Source organism: Sandaracinobacteroides sp. A072, assembly GCF_052616365.1.
The window spans coordinates 961,385-981,585 of sequence record NZ_JBQXGU010000001.1 but is presented as its reverse complement, the minus strand read 5'-3'; the positions used below and the strand labels follow the sequence as shown (position 1 = coordinate 981,585).

Annotated in this window: 16 protein-coding genes; 9 read left to right on the top strand and 7 right to left on the bottom strand. The window is 66.7% G+C overall.

Going from position 1 to position 20,201, the window contains the following annotated elements; translation table 11 throughout:
* Nucleotides 1–2 precede the first annotated feature (2 nt).
* On the top strand, nucleotides 3–1,067 hold the full coding sequence (locus ACUJ46_RS04775) for an A/G-specific adenine glycosylase (RefSeq protein ID WP_445389285.1): 1,065 nt from the start codon (nucleotides 3–5) through the stop codon (nucleotides 1,065–1,067).
* Nucleotides 1,064–1,942: an NAD(+) diphosphatase gene (gene nudC / locus ACUJ46_RS04770; RefSeq protein WP_445389284.1), complete on the top strand. Its 879-nt coding sequence runs from the start codon at nucleotides 1,064–1,066 to the stop codon at nucleotides 1,940–1,942. Before ACUJ46_RS04775 ends, nudC begins: the two co-directional genes overlap by 4 nt.
* On the opposite strand, the gene ACUJ46_RS04765 is transcribed toward nudC, so the two are convergent.
* Entirely contained in the window at nucleotides 1,917–4,313 is a 2,397-nt protein-coding gene (locus ACUJ46_RS04765; RefSeq protein ID WP_445389283.1) for a putative bifunctional diguanylate cyclase/phosphodiesterase, read from the bottom strand. The genes nudC and ACUJ46_RS04765 overlap by 26 nt on opposite strands.
* A 169-nt stretch (nucleotides 4,314–4,482) precedes the next feature.
* Entirely contained in the window at nucleotides 4,483–5,391 is a 909-nt protein-coding gene (locus ACUJ46_RS04760; protein WP_445389282.1) for a prephenate dehydratase, read from the bottom strand.
* Between the two features lie 269 nt (nucleotides 5,392–5,660).
* Between ACUJ46_RS04760 and ACUJ46_RS04755 the strand changes: the two genes are divergently transcribed.
* Nucleotides 5,661–6,287, top strand: coding sequence for a c-type cytochrome (locus tag ACUJ46_RS04755; RefSeq protein ID WP_445389281.1), 627 nt, complete (start codon nucleotides 5,661–5,663; stop codon nucleotides 6,285–6,287).
* A gap of 129 nt (nucleotides 6,288–6,416) precedes the next feature.
* Here ACUJ46_RS04755 and ACUJ46_RS04750 read toward each other — a convergent pair whose 3' ends face one another.
* Complete coding sequence (locus tag ACUJ46_RS04750) at nucleotides 6,417–7,283, bottom strand: LOG family protein (protein ID WP_445389280.1); 867 nt, start codon at nucleotides 7,281–7,283, stop codon at nucleotides 6,417–6,419.
* Nucleotides 7,284–7,496: 213 nt separating this feature from the next.
* On the opposite strand from ACUJ46_RS04750, the gene ACUJ46_RS04745 reads away from it, so the two are divergent.
* The 4 genes from ACUJ46_RS04745 to ACUJ46_RS04730 are packed head-to-tail and all read left to right on the top strand — an operon-like array spanning nucleotide 7,497 to nucleotide 12,693.
* The gene (locus ACUJ46_RS04745) at nucleotides 7,497–8,618 is read left to right on the top strand and encodes a phosphoserine transaminase (protein WP_445389279.1); all 1,122 of its coding nucleotides are present in this window, start codon (nucleotides 7,497–7,499) and stop codon (nucleotides 8,616–8,618) included.
* A 22-nt stretch (nucleotides 8,619–8,640) separates the two neighbouring features.
* Nucleotides 8,641–10,233 (top strand): phosphoglycerate dehydrogenase, encoded by a 1,593-nt coding sequence (gene serA, locus ACUJ46_RS04740; protein WP_445389278.1) that lies wholly within the window; start codon nucleotides 8,641–8,643, stop codon nucleotides 10,231–10,233.
* On the top strand, nucleotides 10,230–11,360 hold the full coding sequence (locus ACUJ46_RS04735) for an ATP phosphoribosyltransferase regulatory subunit (RefSeq protein WP_445389277.1): 1,131 nt from the start codon (nucleotides 10,230–10,232) through the stop codon (nucleotides 11,358–11,360). Before serA ends, ACUJ46_RS04735 begins: the two co-directional genes overlap by 4 nt.
* A gap of 43 nt (nucleotides 11,361–11,403) precedes the next feature.
* Nucleotides 11,404–12,693, top strand: coding sequence for an adenylosuccinate synthase (locus tag ACUJ46_RS04730; protein WP_445389276.1), 1,290 nt, complete (start codon nucleotides 11,404–11,406; stop codon nucleotides 12,691–12,693).
* Nucleotides 12,694–12,728: 35 nt separating this feature from the next.
* On the opposite strand, the gene ACUJ46_RS04725 is transcribed toward ACUJ46_RS04730, so the two are convergent.
* Nucleotides 12,729–13,286 (bottom strand): TMEM165/GDT1 family protein, encoded by a 558-nt coding sequence (locus ACUJ46_RS04725; protein WP_445389275.1) that lies wholly within the window; start codon nucleotides 13,284–13,286, stop codon nucleotides 12,729–12,731.
* Between the two features lie 64 nt (nucleotides 13,287–13,350).
* Here ACUJ46_RS04725 and ACUJ46_RS04720 point away from each other — a divergent pair, with 64 nt between their 5' ends.
* Nucleotides 13,351–14,232, top strand: coding sequence for an acyl-CoA thioesterase (locus tag ACUJ46_RS04720; RefSeq protein WP_445389274.1), 882 nt, complete (start codon nucleotides 13,351–13,353; stop codon nucleotides 14,230–14,232).
* Here ACUJ46_RS04720 and ACUJ46_RS04715 read toward each other — a convergent pair.
* The 3 genes from ACUJ46_RS04715 to ACUJ46_RS04705 form a co-directional block, all read right to left on the bottom strand.
* Nucleotides 14,214–15,854 (bottom strand): hypothetical protein, encoded by a 1,641-nt coding sequence (locus ACUJ46_RS04715; RefSeq protein WP_445389273.1) that lies wholly within the window; start codon nucleotides 15,852–15,854, stop codon nucleotides 14,214–14,216. The two genes, ACUJ46_RS04720 and ACUJ46_RS04715, sit on opposite strands and share 19 nt — an antisense overlap.
* A 151-nt stretch (nucleotides 15,855–16,005) precedes the next feature.
* Nucleotides 16,006–17,571, bottom strand: coding sequence for a cisplatin damage response ATP-dependent DNA ligase (locus ACUJ46_RS04710; protein WP_445389537.1), 1,566 nt, complete (start codon nucleotides 17,569–17,571; stop codon nucleotides 16,006–16,008).
* A gap of 13 nt (nucleotides 17,572–17,584) precedes the next feature.
* Entirely contained in the window at nucleotides 17,585–18,589 is a 1,005-nt protein-coding gene (locus tag ACUJ46_RS04705; protein WP_445389272.1) for a ligase-associated DNA damage response exonuclease, read from the bottom strand.
* Nucleotides 18,590–18,815: 226 nt separating this feature from the next.
* Between ACUJ46_RS04705 and ACUJ46_RS04700 the strand changes: the two genes are divergently transcribed.
* Entirely contained in the window at nucleotides 18,816–20,201 is a 1,386-nt protein-coding gene (locus ACUJ46_RS04700; protein WP_445389271.1) for an alanine/glycine:cation symporter family protein, read from the top strand.

The following is a 20,201-nucleotide window of genomic DNA, read 5'->3' as shown; positions in this document are numbered from 1 at the left end:
CCATGCCCGTCGACAGTATTTCTCGCCCGCTGCTCGACTGGTACGATCATTCGGCAAGGGCGCTGCCATGGCGCAGCCCGCCAGGAAGCGCACCACCAGACCCCTATCATGTCTGGCTGTCGGAAATCATGCTCCAGCAGACGACGGTTGCGGCAGCGGCGCCCTATTTCCAGCGCTTCCTTGACCGCTGGCCCAGCATCGAGGCGCTGGCAGCCGCTGACGACGAGGAGGTGATGCGCGCCTGGGCAGGCCTTGGCTATTATGCCCGCGCACGAAACCTGCTTGCGGCTGCCCGGATCGTCGCTGCGCGAGGCGGTTTCCCGCAAACGGAATCGGCTCTTCGCGCCCTGCCGGGGATTGGTGCCTATACGGCCGCGGCCATCGCCGCCATTGCCTTCGGCGAGCCCGCCACCGTCATCGACGCCAATATCGAGCGGGTGGCGAGCCGGCTGTTCGCGATTCACACCCCCCTGCCCGCCGCCAGGACCGCCATCGCCGAGGCGCTTTCAGCCCATGTGCCTGCTGAACGGCCGGGCGACTTCGCGCAGGCGATGATGGACCTCGGCGCGAGCATCTGCACGCCCCGCGCGCCTCGCTGCCTCGCCTGCCCCCTGCGGAAAGCCTGCACCGCCCATGCCTGCGGCACGCCCGAGGCCTTTCCGGTCAAGCCACCGAAAAAGCCGCGTCCGCTGAAGCTGGGCACGGCCTGGTGGATCGAACATGACGGCAGCATCGCCCTTGTCCGCCGGCCGCCGCGCGGGCTGCTGGGCGGCATGCCGGCGCTTCCCGGCACCGGCTGGGCAGAAACGGAAGACGACAGCCTGCCCTTCGGTGGGCAGTGGCACAGGCTCGATACGCGCGTCCGCCATGTCTTCACCCATTTCGAACTGCGGCTCACCCTGGCCACTACCAGCGTCGCGGAAAGGCTGCCGGAGCTTGCGGGCCAGCAATTGCGCTGGGTTCCACGCAGTCGGATTCTGGATGAAGGTCTGCCAACCCTTTATGCACGCGCCGTCCGACTGGTTCTCGAGTCCCCTCAACCGCAGATGAAACCGGAGATGCCATGACCAAAGCCCAGACCCCGGGGTTCACCGGAAACCCGCTCGACCGGGCCGATCATCTCCGTCGGGATGCGGCGGCCCTTCAGGCTGCCCGGCTGCACCCTGCCGCGCGCTTCCTGATCCTCGATGATCTGAAGCCGCTGATGACGGAGGATGGCACCGATCTCTACTGGGCGCGCCGCAGCGATTCACCCGAAGGCACGACCATTTTTCTTGGTCTCGATGAAGAGGGCGCGCCCCGCTTTGCCGTCGATGGCAAGCCCTTCGACGACCTGCCCGCCCGCGCCACCGATGCGCGCATGGCGGGCTCCGTCCTTGCCGATGGCCGCGCCGGAATCATCGCCCAGGCCCGCTCCATCCTCGACTGGCATCGCCGCCATGGCCACTGCGCCAATTGCGGCGCCCCCACACGAATCGAGAAGGCCGGCTACAGCCGCCAGTGCGAGGCCTGCGGCACCGAACATTTCCCCCGCGTCGATCCCGTCGTCATCATGCTGGCCGAAAAGGATGGCATGGCCCTCGTCGGCCGTGGCCCGCAATTCCCTGCCGGCTTCTTTTCCGCGCTGGCCGGCTTCGTGGAGCCGGGCGAATCGCTCGAGGAAGCCGTGGCCCGGGAACTGCACGAGGAAGCCGGAATCCGGGTGAGCGATGTGCGCTATGTCGCGAGCCAGCCATGGCCCTTCCCGGCCAGCCTGATGATGGGCGCGTTCGCCAGCGCGCAGGGCTTCGAACTGAGGCTCGATGAAAGTGAAATCGCCGAGGCCCGCTGGGTCAGCCGCGATGAGGTCAGGGCAGCACTGGATGGCAAGGGGGACTGGCAGGCGCCGCCCCCCTTCGCCATCGCGCACAATCTGCTCAGCCTTTGGTCGCGGAAAGACTGACAGGGGCCGCAACAGGGGCCATCAGCGCCGGCGCCAGCTCCACCAGCGGGCGGGTGCGGTCAATCAGCCGCTCCGCGTCATCCGCGCTCATCGGGGCGCCGAAATAATAGCCCTGCACCTGCGCGCAGCCGAGCCGCCGCATCGCCTCGAACTCGGCGCGTGTCTCGGTGCCCTCGGCCGTTGTTTCCATGCCGAGGCGATCCGCCAGGGCCACGATCGCCTCTATGATGGCCATGGATTCGCCGCCGCCGCTGGTGCTGGCGCGCACGAAGCTGCGGTCGATCTTGATGCGCCGGAAGGGGATCTTCCGCAGATAGCCGAGCGATGAATAGCCGGTGCCGAAATCATCCAGCGCGAATCCGACCCCCATGGACTCAAGCTGTTCCAGCAGAGCGATCGTCTGCGGCCTTTCCTCTAGGAACAGGCTTTCGGTCAGCTCCAGTTCCAGTCGTTCGGGCTGGATGTTGTAGCGGGAAAGGGTATGCGAAACGATGTCGGCGAAGGCCGGGTCGTCGAACTGGATGGGCGACAGATTGACCGCCAGCCTGATGTGGCGGGGCCAGCCGGCGGCAATGCGGCACGCTTCCGCCAGCGCCCAGCTTCCCAGCTCTCCGATCAGCCCGGCCTCTTCAGCAATGGGAATGAAAGTCGCCGGCGGGATTTCGCCATGCTGCGGGTGACGCCAGCGCATCAGCGCCTCGAAACCGACGATGCGCTCATCGAGCGCATTGACGACAGGCTGGAAGGCCAGCCGCATCTGCCCGCCCGCCAGCGCGTTGCGCAAATCCAGCTCCAGCGCGCGCCGGGCCTCGGCACGACGGTGCATGGCGCGGTCGTAATGGCGCACCGTGCCCCTGCCCTTGGCCTTCACGTCGTAAAGCGCAAGATCGGCGGCGCGCATCAGGCCCTCGACATCGGCGCCATCGGCAGGCCCGACCGCGAGGCCGATGCTTGCACCGATGATCGCCTGCTTGCCGCCCAGCACATAGGGCCGCGAGACTGTGGCGATGATCTCTTCCCCGAGTGCCGTCGCACGGGCAAGATCGCTGTCTCGGACGACAACCGCGAACTCGTCCCCGCCCAGCCGGCCGACCAGCGCATCCGCGCCCATGCGCCGTGCCACCACATCCTGCAGCCGGTAGCCGACTTCGTGCAGCAGCTTGTCTCCGGCGCCATGGCCAAGGCTGTCATTCACCGCCTTGAACCTGTCCAGGTCGACGAACAGCAGGCATGTGCCCCGCACCGATACGAGGCCATCGGCGAGCGCCTGATGGATGATGCGCCTGTTCACCAGCCCTGTCAGCGTGTCGAAGGTGGCAAGCTCGGCAATGCGTTCGGCCGAACGCTGGCGCTCCGTCACGTCGCAGCCGACACCGCGATAGCCTACCAGCCGCCCGTCCCGGTCCCGTTTGGGCGTTCCCGAAAGCGACCACCAGCGGCTTTCGCCGTCCACTTCCACACGCAGCATAGTGTCCCGGAAGGGCAGCCCGCGCCGCACGATGGTGAAGAACTCCGAGGCAGCCGAAAGATCGGTCAGGAAATCGGTCCAGTGGCGGCCGAGGATCGCTTCCACGGGCTGGCGCACGGCTTCGGCAAAGCGGGGGGACGCAATGCTGAGCCGGCCGGCCGAATCGAACTCGAACAGCCATTCCGAGCCGTTCGTCTCGAACTCGTTCAGCAGCAGGCGCAGAACCTCTTCCTGCTCCGTCAGCCGCTCCCTGGCATGCCGGCGCGCCATGAAGCTCCTGGCGCTCAGCATGTTGCCGCGGATGGTGACGATGAGAAAACTTCCCATCACCACATGGACCATCCAGTTGCCGGCCCAGTCGCTGGCGGCAAGGCCCCAGACCGTGCCGGCCATCATCGGCCCGGCAAGCAGGATGGCGCCCAGCGGAAAGATGGAGGTGGTGAAGGCCGAAACCCCCATGGCGGTCATCGCCATGGCCAGCACCAGCATCGATTCCGTCGGCGGCACGCGGCCAAGGACATCGGCGAACAACAGTCCCCAGGCGAGGCCCACGACACCCAGTTCCGCAGCCGCCCGCCGCACGAAGCCGGGGGTCGGCTCGGTCAGGCGGCCGGCAAGATGCTCGCGCACCGCCCGCACCAGCCAGGCCAGGATCATCGCCAGCTGCGCGAAGAACCAGAAGAACAGCACCGGCGGCGAAGCCTCGTCGGCCATGGAGGCAAGGACAACGGCGCCATTGCTGACGCAGACGAGGATCGCAAATGGCAGGCAGCGATAGAGAAAGGCCATCTGCTGGCCACGCACCTTGTGCCGGAACGGATCGTCGGCATCGCCGATGGAGAGCAGGTCGCGCCATCCGGCATCCATCACCACCGGTCGGGGCGGGGGAAACATCGCCGTCATGGGCGCAAACCCGATATCGGCCCTGATATCGGCCCTGATGTCGGGCCCGATATTGGTCTGGCCCGGCGTTCATGCACTCGCATCTGGGCGCTTTCCCTCTCCCGGAAACATCGCCCGGGAAAACGGCGGCATCACGCGCGCCTTTAGCGGGAAGCCCGCGCCGGCACCCTCAGGTGGTTGCGAGTTCGGGCGGCACCATGGGGTAGCATCCCAGGATGCGGACCCATTTGGAATGGAAGGCAAGTTCGTCGAGCGCCCTGGTGACGGCAGGATCGGTCGGTCGGCCCTCGATGTCGATGAGGAATTCGGCCGCCACGAAGGCGCCGCCGCGCAGGTGGCTTTCGAGGCGCGTGATATTGACCCCGTTGGTGGCGAACCCGCCAAGCGCCTTGAACAGGGCAGCCGGCACGTTCTTCACCTCGAAGGAGAGGCTGGTCTTTGCACGCCCCTCGATTTCGGCAGGGTCGCGCGGCGTTCGTTCCAGAATGAGGAAGCGGGTGCGGTTGTGATCGGCATCCTGCAGGCCCTCCATCAGCAGCGCGCAGCCATAAAGGCTTCCGGCAAGCGCCGAGGCAACAGCAGCGACAGCAGTATCGCCGGTGCCGGCCACCTCGGCGGCGGCGGCGGCCGTGTCGGCATGGGTCACGGGCTTGATTCCCAGCGCCTTCAGGCGCTTGCGGCACTGCCCAAGCGCCTGCGGGTGGGACATCGCCTCGCGCACGTCGGAAAGCCGGGCGCCGGGCGCGCCCAGAAGGCAATGTTCCACCTTCACATAATGTTCGCCAGTTATGGAAAGCCCTGATTCGGGAAGCAGGAAATGCACGTCGGCAACACGGCCATGCAGGCTGTTTTCCACCGGGATCACGGCAGCATGGGCCTGCCCGTCCGAAACGGCGGCCAGCGCATCCTCGAAGCTGTAGCAGGGCAGCGGCAGGCCCTGCGGAAAGGTTTCCCGCACTGCCTGGTGCGAATAGGCGCCCGGCGCCCCCTGAAAGGCGATGGCGCGGGCGGGCTCTGCAAGGGCTTCGGCGCGAAGGGAATCAACGAGCGTCTGCGCAAGAGGAGGATAGCTCTGCATGGCGCTGCGCTTGCCCCCCGCGACCCCGGCCGTCAATCCGTGGACAGGCGCCACCGCCTGCCAGCGCGGCCGGGCGGCCACCTGCGGGAAGGGCTGAACCGGCCCTGAACATGCGCCAGAAGATGGCATCTTCCTGCCGTTCCTCTCGTCGCACGCCCCGCGCGGGCCATTGCCAAGCGGTTCAGCCCTTTCTATGAGGCGCGCGGACGCCCGGACTGCAGGCGCAGTTCTGGCGCGCGGCCATGGAAAAGTTTCGGAGACCAGGACCAGTGGACAGCTACGAGTGGAACAAGATCGCCGGCTGGGTGCTTACCGCAGCCATTGCCGTGCTCGGCCTGTCGATCATCACTGGCTATCTCTTCCCGACCACGGCGCCGGAAACCCGCGCCTACGTCGTTGAAGGCGTTGAGGAAGAAGGCGGGGCTGCCGGGCCTGCCGGCGCGGCCGAGCAGCCGATCGCCGTGTTCCTCGCCACGGCCGATCTCGCCAAGGGCGAAAACCAGTTCAAGAAATGCGCCGCCTGCCACACCATCGACAAGGGTGGCGCAAACGGCATCGGGCCGAATCTTTACGGTATCGTCGGCGCCAAGCACGCCCACATCGCCGGCTTCGGCTACTCCGACGCCATGAAGTCCACCGGCGACAAGGTGTGGGACTGGGAAGGCCTTTCCGCCTGGATCGCCAACCCGCGCAAATATATCCCGGGCAACAAGATGAGCTTCGCCGGCATGGGCAAGCCGCAGGATCGTGCCGACCTCATCGCCTATCTCAACAGCAAGAGCGATGCGCCCCTGCCAATGCCGGCCGTGCCGGTGGCCGAGGAAACGCCGGCCGAAGTCGCCCCCGACGGCGAGCCGGCTGCCGAAACGACGGACATGGCGGCACCCGCCGCCTGAACCGATGCCCCATAAGGGGCCTGTAGGGCAAAAGCCTCCGCACTGAAAAAAGGCCCGTCCGGCATTCCGGACGGGCCTTTTTCATGGCTGCATCGGATCGGGCCTTTCGCCCGGGCCAAGCCGCTCGTCTCAGCCCCGCTCCGCTGTTTCGCCAATGCAGCCGCAGACGATCTCCCACGCCTCCTCCGCCGTTTCCACGAAACGGAAGAGATCGAGATCATGCGGGGAAATCACCCCCTCTTCGGCCAGCGCGTCGAAATCGACGACCCGGTTCCAGAAATCGCGCCCGAACAACAGGATCGGAACCGGCTCCATCTTTTTCGTCTGCACGAGCGTAAGCAGTTCGAACAGTTCATCAAAGGTGCCGAAGCCACCGGGAAAGACCGCAACGGCCTGGGCCCGCATCAGGAAATGCATCTTCCTGAGCGCAAAATAATGGAACTGGAAGCTCAGGCCCGGCGTCACATAGGCGTTGGGCAGCTGTTCATGCGGCAGCACGACATTCAGCCCGACCGATGGCGCGCCCGCTTCATGCGCACCCCTGTTGGCTGCCTCCATGATCGACGGGCCGCCACCGGAACAGACCACCAGTTCGCGCTGTCCCGGAGCGCAGGGACGGCTGGAGGCGAGATGGGCAAGCTTCCGGGCCTCTTCATAATAGCGGGCCTTGGCCGCCAGACGCTCCACCACCTTGCGCCGTTGCGGCGTGTCAGCCGAGGCCTGCAGCGCTTCGATTTCATGCGGGCCGGGTATGCGCGCCGAACCGTAAAAGACGAAGGTCGAGGCGATGCCGGCTTCGGCAAGCAGCAGTTCCGGCTTCATCAGCTCAAGCTGGAAGCGGACTGGGCGCAGCGCATCCAGAAGCAGGAAATCCGGATCCTGGAAGGCCAGGCGATAGGCCGGATGCTCGGTCTGGGCCGTGGGTGTGGGGTGGGCAGCGAAATCCGCCTCGCGCGCGGCAGGCTTGAAGGGCCTTGTCATTTTCTTCTCACTCATAATTCTGCGCCTAGCCGGGTCCGGCGAAAAGCCCAACCATCCGCGCCCTGAAATGCGCCCGGCGGCATGGAAAAATGGCCTGGAACCGGCCCGGAAGCAGGGGCGTGGCTGCAAGCATGCATGGCTGAATGCTTGACAGGCAGGCCTGCGTCTCTATGTCGAACGCGGGCCACGCCGCCCCAACGCGGCGCGAGCTCTCTGAGAGGAGAGAATATGACTGCCAAGCCTACCGCGCGTCCCGCGCGCCCGCATTTCTCGTCCGGCCCCTGCGCCAAGCGCCCCGGCTACGAACTGGCCGCCCTTCCCATCGATTGCCTCGGCCGCTCCCACAGGGCGAAGATCGGCAAGGTGCGCCTTCAGGACGCGATCGACCGCACCCGCGCCATCCTCCAGGTGCCGGAAACGCACCGAATCGGCATTGTGCCGGCATCCGACACCGGCGCCTATGAAATGGCGATGTGGACCATGCTCGGCGCCCGCCCTGTCACGGCCCTTGCCTGGGAAAGCTTCGGCGAAGGCTGGGTGACGGATGCCGCGAAGCAGCTGAAGCTCGACCCCACCGTCATCAAGGCCGATTACGGTCAGCTGCCCGATCTTTCCGCCGTCGATCACGGGCATGATGTGCTGTTCACCTGGAACGGCACCACCTCGGGCGTGCGCGTTCCCGACGGCAACTGGATTTCCGACAATCGCGAGGGCCTGACCCTGTGCGATGCGACCAGCGCCGCCTTCGCCCAGCCGCTTCCGTTCGAGAAGCTCGATGTCACCACCTTCTCCTGGCAGAAGGTGCTTGGCGGCGAAGGTGCACATGGCATGCTCATCCTCGGCCCGCGCGCGGTCGAGCGGCTGGAAAGCCACACGCCGGCATGGCCGCTGCCCAAGATCTTCCGCCTGACCAAGGGCGGAAAGCTGATCGAGGGCATCTTCGTGGGCGAAACGATCAACACGCCCTCCATGCTTGCGGTCGAGGATTATCTCGACGCGCTCCGCTGGGCCGAATCGGTGGGCGGCCTCAAGGGCCTGCACGCCCGCGCCGATGCCAATGCGGCTGCGCTCAACGCCTGGATCGATCGCACGCCCTGGGCATCGAACCTCGCGGTCGATCCGGCCACCCGGTCCAACACCTCGGTCTGCATCCGGATCGATGGCCCGGCCGATCTTCCGAAGACAATGGCATCGCTTCTGGAAAAGGAAGGCGTCGCCTTCGACATCAACGGCTATCGCGATGCGCCGCCGTCGCTGCGCATCTGGTGCGGCGCGACCGTCGACACCGCCGATATCGAGGCGCTGACGCCCTGGCTCGACTGGGCCTACGCCACCGCCACTGCCGCCTGATCCAGACAAGAAGGCCCAAGCCATGACGAACAAGGCTCCGCGAGTCCTTATTTCCGACAAGATGTCCCCTCTCGCGGCGGAAATCTTCCGCGCCCGCGGTGTCGAGGTGGACGAAAAGCCCGGCCTTTCGAAGGACGAGCTGATCGCCATCATCGGCCAGTATGACGGCCTCGCCATCCGCTCCTCCACCAAGGTGACGACGCAGATTCTCGAAGCCGCCACCCGGCTCAAGGTTGTCGGCCGCGCCGGAATCGGCGTCGACAATGTGGACGTGCCCGCCGCGACGGCGCGCGGCGTGGTCGTGATGAACACGCCCTTCGGCAACTCCATCACCACGGCCGAACATGCCATCGCCCTGATGTTCGCCCTTGCGCGCCAGATCCCCGAGGCCGATGTCTCGACCCAGGCCGGCAAGTGGGAAAAGAACCGCTTCATGGGTGTCGAGGTCACATCCAAGACACTTGGCCTGATCGGTTGCGGCAACATCGGCTCGATCGTCGCCGAGCGCGCCCTCGGGCTGCGGATGAAGGTCGCTGCCTTCGATCCCTTCCTCACGCCCGAGCGGGCGCAGGACCTGGGTGTCGAAAAGGTGACGCTGGACGAACTGCTGGCACGGGCGGATTTCATCACCCTGCACACGCCTCTGACCGATTCCACCCGCAACATCCTTTCGGCGGACAACATCGCCAAGACCAAGAAGGGCGTGCGCATCATCAACTGCGCCCGTGGCGGCCTGATCGACGAGAAGGCGCTGAAGGCCGCGCTCGACAGCGGCCATGTCGGCGGTGCGGCGCTCGACGTCTTCGAGGAAGAGCCCGCCCACGAACATCCGCTGTTCGGCACGCCCAACTTCATCGCCACGCCCCACCTTGGCGCCTCCACTTCGGAAGCGCAGGTCAATGTCGCGATCCAGGTGGCCGAGCAGATGTCGGATTTCCTGCTCACCGGCGGCGTCACCAACGCGCTCAACATGCCATCGCTCTCGGCCGAGGATGCGCCGAAGGTGAAGCCCTACATGGCGCTTGCCGAACATCTGGGCCATCTCATCGGCCAGCTCGAATCCGAGGAACTGCGCGCCGTCACCGTGGAAGTGGAAGGCGCTGCCGCCCACCTCAACATCAAGCCGATCACCAGCGCCGTGCTCGCCGGCCTGATGCGCACTTTCTCCGATACGGTGAACATGGTGAACGCGCCCAGCATGGCGCGTGACCGCAACATCGAAGTGGCCGAAGTGCGGCACGAGCGGGAAACCGATTACCAGACGCTGCTGCGCGTTCGCGTGCGCACTGCCTCGGGCGAGCGTTCGGTGGCCGGCACCCTCTTCGGCCATGCCACGCCGCGCCTCATCGAGATCTTCGGCATCAAGGTCGAAGCCGATTTCGCGCCGCGCATGCTCTTCATCGTGAACGAGGACAAGCCGGGCTTCATCGGCCGCCTCGGCACCACGCTGGGTGAGGCGGGTGTCAACATCGGCACCTTCCACCTCGGCCGCCGCGACGCCGGTGCGGAAGCGATCCTGCTGCTCTCGGTCGATCAGCCAGTCGGCGAATCGCTGCTGAAGGCCGTTTGCGCGCTTCCGGGCGTGAAATCGGTGAAGGCGCTGAAGTTCGGATGAGCGACGCGGCGAAGACAGGCGGGCGCCAGCCCGGCGTCGGCGCCCTCCTGCCGGTGGGCTTCCGGGATCGGCTGCCCCCGGCAGCCGAAGCCCATTCCATCCTGACCCGCACGATCGTCGATGCCTTTGCCGCGCACGGCTATGAACGTGTGGCGCCGCCTCTTGCCGAGCATGAGGCGTCGCTTGCGCGCTGGCTTGGAAAGCCGCTGGGCGCCGCCCTCTTCCGCTCGCCCGATCCCATGACAGGTGACGCCCTTGCCCTGCGCCCGGACATCACCGGCCAGGTCGCCCGCATTGCCGCGACCCGGCTTTCGCAGGCGCCCCGGCCGCTGCGCCTGGCCTATGCCGGGCCGGTGCTGCGTGCCCGCTCCGACCAGCTGGACCCGGCGCGCGAACGAACACAGGCCGGGGCCGAGCTGATCGGCAATGACAGCGTTGCAGCGCTTGCGGAGCTGATCGGCGCCGCCGTCGAGGGGCTGACGGCAGCCGGCGTCCGCAACATCTCCATCGACCTGACCACCCCGGAACTGGTGGCGCAGCTTGCATCGGTGCGCTGGCCCGTGGCAGACAGCGACGCCCTCCTTGCCGCGCTCGACGGCAAGGACTGGGGCGCCCTTTCCAGCCCCGAGGCCATGCCCTACCGGGCGCTTCTCGAAGCGGCCGGGCCGGCGGAAGACGCGCTGCCGAAGCTTGCGGCGCTCGCGCCGGACCTCGCGAAGCGCCTCTCGAACCTGGTGGAAACGCTTCCGCCTGTCCGCGTGACGATCGACCCGACGGAACGGCACGGCTTCGAATATCAGAGCTGGGTCGGATTTTCGCTGTTCGGCGAAGCAGAAGATGCACCGCTGCGCGGCGAGATCGGGCGCGGCGGCACCTATCTCGTCCGCCATCCAGACGGCGGCACCGAGCCTGCGGCCGGCGTGTCGCTCTATGTCGATGCGCTTGTCGATGCCGGGCTGGGCGCTTCGGTCAGGCAGCGCGTTTTTCTGCCCATGGGCACCCCGGCCGATGCCGGTGCGCGCCTCAGGGCGGAAGGCTGGGCGACGGTACCGGCGCTGTCTGTGCAAGATCGCCCGGATGGCTGTTCCCACATCTGGGACGGTACCCGGCCTGTGGCGCGCGGCTGAACCCCGCCCAATCCCCTTCAAGCCCCTTCAAGGAGCATCTATCGTGGCCAATGTTGTTGTGATCGGCGCCCAATGGGGCGATGAGGGCAAGGGCAAGATCGTTGACTGGCTGTCGGCCCGCGCCGATGTCGTCGTGCGTTTCCAGGGCGGGCACAATGCCGGTCACACGCTTGTCGTGGGCGAACAGGTCTACAAGCTTTCTCTGCTGCCATCCGGAATCGTGCGCGGCACGCTCAGCTGCATCGGCAATGGCGTCGTGCTCGACCCATGGGCCCTGAAGGATGAAATGGCCCGGCTGCGTGGCCAGGGGGTCGTGATCACGCCCGAAAAGCTGATGATCGCCGACAATTGCCCGCTGATCCTGCCCTTCCACCGCGATCTCGACGCCCTGCGCGAGGATGCGAGCGGCGCCGGCAAGATCGGTACCACGCGGCGCGGCATCGGGCCGGCCTATGAAGACAAGGTCGGCCGCCGCGCCCTGCGCGTCTGCGACCTTGCCGACCTCGATTCGGCTGCCCCGCAGATCGACAGGCTGCTTGCCCACCACAATGCGCTTCGTTCCGGCTTCGGCGTCGATCCGATCGACCGCGCCGCCCTGGTGGCGGACCTGCGGGCGATCGCGCCGGAAATCCTGCCCTATGCCGCCCCGGTCTGGAAAACGCTTGCGTCCAAGCGCCGGCAACGCGCGCGCATCCTTTTCGAAGGCGCGCAGGGTGTCCTTCTGGATGTCGATCACGGCACCTACCCCTTCGTCACCTCGTCCAATGTGGTCGCCGGGCAGGCGGCTGCCGGCTCGGGCATGGGGCCGGGCGCCATCAACTATGTGCTGGGCATCGTGAAGGCCTACACGACGCGCGTCGGCTCCGGCCCCTTCCCGACAGAACTCGAGGATGAAACCGGCGAGCGCCTTGGCCAGCGCGGCCGCGAATTCGGCACGGTCACGGGGCGCAAGCGCCGCTGCGGCTGGTTCGATGCAGCGCTGGTGCGCCAGTCGATCGCGCTTTCGGGCGTCGATGGCATCGCCCTCACCAAGCTCGACGTGCTCGATGGCTTCGAGGAGCTTCTGGTCTGCACGGGCTATGAAGTGGATGGCGAGATGCTCGACCACCTGCCCTCTTCCACCCGCGCGCAGGCAGCCGCGAAACCGGTCTATGAGCGGTTCGAAGGCTGGCAGGACAGCACGCAGGGCGCGCGCAGCTGGGCCGATCTGCCGGCGGCCGCCATCAAATATATCCGCCGCATCGAGGAGCTGATCGACTGCCCGGTGGCTCTCGTCTCAACCAGCCCCGAGCGCGACGACACCATCCTCGTGCGCGACCCCTTCCGGGACTGAGGCGGCAGGAAACCGGCCGAATCAGGCGGGGCGGATCAGGCCATCAGGGTCGCGACACCCAGCCCGGCGAAGATGAGGGCCGCGGCAAGGCGCAACAGCTTCAGCGGCAGGATTTGCAGCAGCTTCTGGGCGAAGACAACGGCTGGAACATTGGCCAGCAGCATGCCGATCGTGGTGCCCAGTGTCACGGCGATGACAGCATCATAGCGGGCGGCAAGCGCCACGGTCGCGATCTGGGTCTTGTCCCCCATCTCGACGATGAAGAAGGCCACAAGGGTCGCCAGGAACGGCCCCCAGGCGCCCTGCCCCACCGGCCCTTCATCCGCCTTGTCGGGCACGAACGCCCAGATGGCCGTGGCGAAGAAGCCGGCCGCCAGAAGCCAGCGCAGGATCGCAGGATCGACCAGCCCCGCAACCAGCACGCCGGCAGACGCTGCGAGCGCATGGTTGAGCACGGTGGCGGCGGCAATCCCGGCGATCACGGCAAGCGGTTTTCCGAAGCGCGCCGCCAGCAGGATTGCCAGAAGCTGGGTCTTGTCCCCCATCTCGGCGATGGCGACCGTAAGGGTGGAAACGAGGAACGGCTCTAACATGGCTTGCCTGTGCGCGCTGGCAAAGCCGGTTGCAAGGCCGGCCCGTGCGCCGTAACCGGCTGGCATGAGCATGATGTCCAAGGATCTCGAGAACCTCGTCACCCTCCTCGATGTCGAGGAAATCGAGGTGGATCTCTACCGCGGCCGCAACACGGACGAAGGCTGGGTGCGCGTCTATGGCGGCCAGGTGGTGGCGCAGGCGCTTGCCGCCGCGCAGCGCACCGTTGCGGCCGACCGTCCCATCCACTCGCTGCACAGCTATTTCATCCGCCCCGGCGAACCGCGTATCCCGATCCTCTACAAGGTCGACCGCGAACGGGACGGCGGAAGCTTCACGACGCGCCGTGTCACCGCGATCCAGCATGGCCGGGCCATATTCTCGCTCGCCGCAAGCTTCCAGGTGATGGAACAGGGGCTGGAACATCAGGACCGCATGCCCGAGACGCCCGGCCCCGAAGGCCTGCTGAACGAGCGGGAATGGAACGAGAAGATCGGGGAGCGCATCCCTGAACCCTGGCGCACCACCTGGACGAAGCGCGCGCGGCCCTTCGAATTCCGCGCGGTGTCGCACCAGAATCTGTTCAAGCCAAAGAAGATGGAGCCGGCCGCACGCAACTGGTTCCGCGCGGATGGCGCTGCACCCGAAGGCATGGCGCTGCGCGCGGCGCTTTTCGCCTACGCGACCGACATGACGCTGCTCGATACCTGCATCCTGCCTCATGCGGTTTCCTGGACGGACCCCGCCCTGCAATCGGCGTCGCTCGATCACAGCATCTGGTTTCACCACCAGCCCGATCCGTCGGAATGGCATCTCTATGATCAGACAAGCCCGGTCGCTTCGGGCGGGCGCGGCCTCAACATCGGCAAGATCTATCGCCAGTCGGATGGCCTGCTCGTCGCGACCGTGGTGCAGGAAGGGCTTATCCGCTACCGCGCCCCGCGCTGAGGCGGATTGTCTGCGGCAGGCGCCGCCATCTGCTCCACGGCAACGGGGCGCCGGGCGACCGCTTCGCGCGCAAGCTTCTTGCGAACAGCCTCGACATGGGTCGCAAGCCACGCTTTGTCCCCTGTGCGGATCTGCCGGATGAGACCGGACACCAGCCGGGACGTCTTCTGGGAGTGCGCCGTGACGGCAAGCGGGGCCAGCAGCCTTTCAGCACTGTCCGGCCTGCCCGCAAGGGCCAGAAGCATGGCGCTTTCCAGGGCGATATCCGCTACCTGGGGGGCAAGGCGCTGGGCCTTCAGCAGGGTCATCATCATCTCGTGCGGCACAGGCCCGGCCTGAGGCGCGCCATGATCCTGCTCATGCTTCCAGATGACCCACTGCACCCATGCCAGCGCATGCAGGCTGCGCCAGTCATCCGGTGCCGCGCGCACGGACGCTTCCAGCAACTGCCGCGCCCTGGCCACCGTTTCCGGCCCGGCGGATGCGGCATAGGGCTTCAGCGACAGGGCGTGCCAGCGAAGAAGGTCGGGATCATCCGGTGCGTCGCGCAACAGCGCCTCCAGCGAGGCGGCAGCCGCATCCGTGCTTCCATGCTGCAACTCGGCCAGCGCAAGCGTGCGGCGCGCCAGCGGATCATCCGGATGGCGGGATGCAAGGCGGCGGATCTCGTCAATCACGCCGGTCCGCCAGCGCGGATCCACGCCATGCTCCAGTGCTACCATTTGCATCAGCAGATCTTCGGCGGCCGGGCCCAGCAACCGCACGCTCACGACAGGCGGGGGTTCGGCGCGCGGCATCGTGCGCCGCCCGCTTTCAAGACCATGGCGGGCGTGGTGCTTCAGGGCGCGGTTGAAGGCTGCGAAGTCCTTCGCGACATGCCGGCGGAAAGCCTCCACCCTGTCCTCGCCGGCGCGCACGGCTTCCAGATAGCTGTGCAGCTTCGGTCGCATGGCGGGGCTGTGCATGAGATGATGCACCATCAGCCAGCTCTGGGCGTAAAAGGCTGCCGTATCCGCGCCGCTCTTGCCGGACGATTCCCATGCCAGCAGCTTTTCGAGCGGCATCCAGTCGCGCCTTGAAAGCCAGACCGCATGCGCCTTCACCGGCGCGCCAAGCACCACCTGCCGGGCAGTGAAGCCGGCGGTGGCGACATATTCCGCATAGCCTTCCAGATACCAAGGCGGCAGGTCGCCGGCGCCCGCCGAAAACATCACATGGTGGGCGACTTCATGCAGCAGGATACGGCGCACCCCGGCAGTATCCGGTGCGCCCGCGCCGGCATGATCGAGTGCGATGACGGACATGCGGCCGCTGTCCGCCCGGTACATCCCGGCGACACCATGTGGCAGCGCCTGCCAGGGCGTTGCCTTTTCCATGTCCGGCACCAGAAAAAGGTCAAGCCGGGGCGCACGGACGGATTTGCCGCTGCCATCGGTGAAAAGCCCGCGAAATTCCTCGAGCAGGACCGCATGCTCGGAAACACGCCCCGTATCGCCCCGGCCATAGACGCGGAAGCTCGCCGTTTCCGCGACAGCCCATTGCGATGCCGCATCCTGGCCATTCCTGGCCGCAGCCGGCAGGGCCAGAAGGACGGTCAGGAACAGAGCCAGAAAGACGCGCAAAAAATCATTCTCCTCCGCCCCGGTGAATTCCTTAGGCAGCTTGTGGTCTTGCGAGAAGATGAAAGGCCTGCCGTAATTGTGAAGGAAGGTGAACCATGTTGGCCAGGACGGCCCTCAGGCCGTCAATTTCTCTGGGCGGCCCTCCAGGCCTTCAGCGGGCCATGGCCGCCAGCGCCGCCACGCTGTCCGCTTCCCCGGCGGGCTTTTCGGTGCGGATGCGGCTGATGCGGGGAAAGCGCATGGCAAGGCCTGACTTGTGGCGCGCGCTCGGCCCGATGGAATCGAAGGCGACTTCCAGCACCAGCGATTTCTCGACTTCGGCAACCGGGCCATGCCGCGCGACCATGTGCGTACGCACCCAGCGGTCGAGCCACTTCAGTTCCTCGTCGGTAAAGCCGAAATAGGCCTTGCCGACAGGAAGCAGCTGCCCGTCGCTCCAGGCGCCGAAGGTGAAATCGGAAAAGAAGCTGGAACGGCGGCCATGGCCGCGCCGCGCATACATCAGCACGCAATCCGCCCTGAGCGCATCGCGCTTCCACTTGTACCACAGGCCAGCGCGCCGCCCTGAGACATAGGGGGCATCGCGGCGCTTCAGCATCAGGCCTTCGATCAACGGGTCGGGCGGGGAATCGCGCAGCGCCGAAAGCGCAGCGAAGCTGCCCGCTTCCAGGGCCGGGGACATGTCGAAACGCTGCGGGTCAAGCTGGCCGACAAGAGCCTCCAGCCGTGCCCGCCGCTCGTCGAGCGGGCGATCGCGCAGATCCTCGCGCCCATCGAACAGAAGGTCATAGCAGCGCATGAAGACGGGAGAGTCGCGCAGCATCGCACCCGGCACACGCTTGCGCCCCAGCCGCTTTTGCAGGGCATTGAAACTGGCCACGCCGTCTCCGGCGCGCACGAGAAGCTCGCCATCAAGCACGGCATCGACCGACTGGGCCGCCGATATTTCGGGGAAGGCAGCCGAAATCTCGTTCCCGTCACGCGAGTAGAGCCGCGCCTGACCGCCGGCGCGCACGGCCATGGCGCGGATGCCATCCCACTTCCACTCGGCGCTGTATTCGGCCAGGTCGAGCATCTCGGGCGCTTCGAGCGGATGCGCCAGCATGAAGGGCCGGAAAAGCGGCTGCGCGCCCGCGTCAGGGCGTGGCCCCGCCCCCGTTGCCCAGTGGAACAGCGGGCCATAGGGCGGCTCAACGCCGTGCCACAGTTCCTCGACGTCGCTTTCGGGAACGTCGAAGGCACGGGCAAAAGCCATCCGCGCCAGCCGCGCGCCGGCCCCCACGCGCAGATTGCCGGTGGCAAGCTTCAGCAGCGCATGGCGGCCGCGCTCGTCCAGCCGATCGAGAAGGGCTGAAAGCCGCGCGGGCGCATCCGCGCGACCGGGTGATGAAAGCGCTTCCACCACCTGCCCCAAAGAAAGCTGGGCCACGGCGCCATCCGCGCCCTGCCCCGGCCACAGCAGGGCGACCGTTTCGGCAAGATCCCCGACATAATCATGCGACAGGCGAAACAGCAGCGGATCCACCCGTTCCTCGATCAGACCGCGGATGAGGGCGGGCTTCACCGCCGGCAGGTCGAGTTCGCCCGCAAGCGCTGCAAGCCCCCAGCCGCGATCCGGGTCGGGCATGTCGCGCAGCCAGCGCCCGATCAGGTCGAGCCGCGCATTGCGGCCCGGCGCAAAGGCAAGCCCTTCGAGCAGGTCGGCAAAGGCCCGCATCAGCCCGACGCCCTCATTCGGCCTCGTCCTCGCGGCCGACAAGATGCAGCGCCCGCGCGCTGATCCCGTTCAGCCCGCACCAATGGACCAGCGCATCGTCGCGCCCATGCGTCACCCAGACTTCGCCGGGGCGAAGCTCGGCGAGCGTCATGGTCAGTTCGTCCCAGTCGGCATGGTCGGAAATCACGAGCGGCAGCTCCACCCCGCGCTGCCGCGCCCGCGCCCGGACCCGCATCCAGCCCGAAGCCATGGCGGTGATCGGGTCCGGCAGTCGGCGTGACCAGCGATCGGCCAGCGCCGATGGCGGCGCGATGAGGATATGGCCCGCCAGTTCTTCGGCAGGCACGCCGGCTGCCGGGCGGATATCGCCGAGGTCGACCCCGTGGCGCTGGTAAAGCGCCATCATCTTCACCATCGCCCCGTGAAGATAGACGGGCCGGTGATGACCCGCCGCGCGAATGAGGGCCAGGATCCGCTGCGCCTTGCCCAGCGCATAGGCCCCCAGCAACAGGCAGCGCCCGGGGCTTGCCGCCAGCCGGTCGAGCGCGCGGGCAATCTCTGTTTCCGCCGGGGGATGGCGGAACACCGGCAAGGCAAAGGTCGCCTCGGTCACGAATATGTCACAGGCAAGCGGCTCGAAAGGCGCGCAGGTCGGGTCGGGGCGGCGCTTGTAGTCCCCCGAAACCACGACGACTGTGCCGTCCCGCTCCAGCCGCACCTGTGCCGAGCCAAGGACATGGCCGGCCGGATGCAGGCTGATGCGGACGCCGCCCAGATCGACCGTCTGGCCATAGGCCAGCGCGCTGCCGCCCGGCTGCGGGCCGATGCGGGTTTCCATGATGTCGAGCGTCGGCGCCGTGGCCAGCACCTCTCCATGGCCGCCGCGCGCATGATCGCTGTGGGCATGGGTGATGATGGCGCGCGCCACAGGTCGCGCCGGATCGATCCAGGCATCGGCAGTCGGCAGATACAGCCCTTCGCGCTCGATGCGCAGCCAGTCCCTTGCGTCAGCCACCATGGGCCGGAGATGGCGATGCCCGGCATGGCCAGCAAGAGGGCTGGCGGCGGGTGCGGCAATGATCCACCGGAAAGCGCGTTGCTGCATGGACAGGCCCGGGCGCCAAGGCTAGCTGTTAAGGAGCAGCATCGCCAACCCAGACGGAGACGCCCTTGCCCCGACAGATGCCCCGACCGACGCCTCGAAATCGCCATCCACGGCGGCTGACAGCCCGGTCGGAACAGGCATGACCATCCTCGATCGCGGCATAGACGCACTTTCCGCCTTCGTCTTCATGTCCGTACCCGTTGGCGGGGTCGAGGTGCAGCTCATCGTGCTGTGGCTGGCCCTTGCCATGGTCTTCACCACCGTCTGGCTCGGGTTTCCGCAGTTCCGGGGTTTCCGCGAGGCATGGAATGTCGTGCGCGGGCGCTACCATGACCCTTCGGCGCCCGGACAGGTCAGCCAGTTCGCGGCTTTGGCCACGGCGCTTTCCGGAACAGTCGGGCTTGGCAACATCGCGGGCGTGGCGGTCGCGCTGTCGATGGGCGGGCCGGGCGCCATCTTCTGGATGCTGGTGATCGGCATCTTCGCCATGTCCCTCAAGGCGTCCGAAGTGACATTGGGCCTGATGTACCGCGAGGTGCTGCCCGATGGCCGGGTGCGCGGCGGCCCGTTCCTCACGCTCAGCAAGGGCCTGGCGCAAGCCGGTTTCCCCCGGCTTGGCCGCTTCCTCGGGCTTTTCTATGCCATCTTCCTGCTTGGCGGCTCGCTGGCGCTTTTCCAGGTGAACCAGAGCCACGCGCAGGTCGCATCCGTCATCGGCCTCGAGAACCCGCTCGTCTATGGCATCCTCTTCGGACTGGCCGTGGCGCTGATCCTTCTTGGCTCCATCCGCTGGATCGCACGGGCGACGTCCATTCTCGTCCCGGCCATGGCCTTCATCTACATCAGCGGCTGCCTCGTGATCCTCGGGACGAACGCCGGGGCCATTCCGGGCGCGGTCATGCTGATCGTGACGGAAGCCTTCAACATGGAAAGCGCCTTTGGCGGCATTCTTGGCAGCTTCGTCGCCGGCATGCGCCGCGCGGTCTATTCATCGGAAGCCGGTGTCGGCACCGCCGTCATCGCCCATGCGCAGGCCCGCACCCGCGAGCCGGCCTCCGAAGGGCTTGTGGCGCTGCTCGAACCCTTCATCGATACCGTCATCGTCTGCACCCTGACGGGGGTGACACTCGTTGTCGCCGGCACATGGGATCCGGCCACCAATGGCGGGCTTGAGGGCATCGCCATCACATCCGCAGCCTTTGCAGCCGTCGCGCCCTGGTTTCCGGTGGTGCTTGCCATCGCCGTTTTCCTGTTCGCCTATTCCACGGTCGTCGCCAACGGCTTCTATGGGGCGGAAGGCTTCCAGTTCATCTTCGGCCACGGCCGGGTTCAGGAACTGGTGTGGAAAATCGGTTTCTGCTTCCTGCTGCCCCTTGGCGCCATCATCGACATGGGGCGGATCGTGGATTTCATCGATTCCGTCTTCTTCCTGATGGCAATACCCAATGTGCTTGCCATCTATTTGCTGGCGCGCCCCCTGCGCGCCGAAATGAAGGGCTATCTGAGCCGGAAAGGGAAAGGCTGA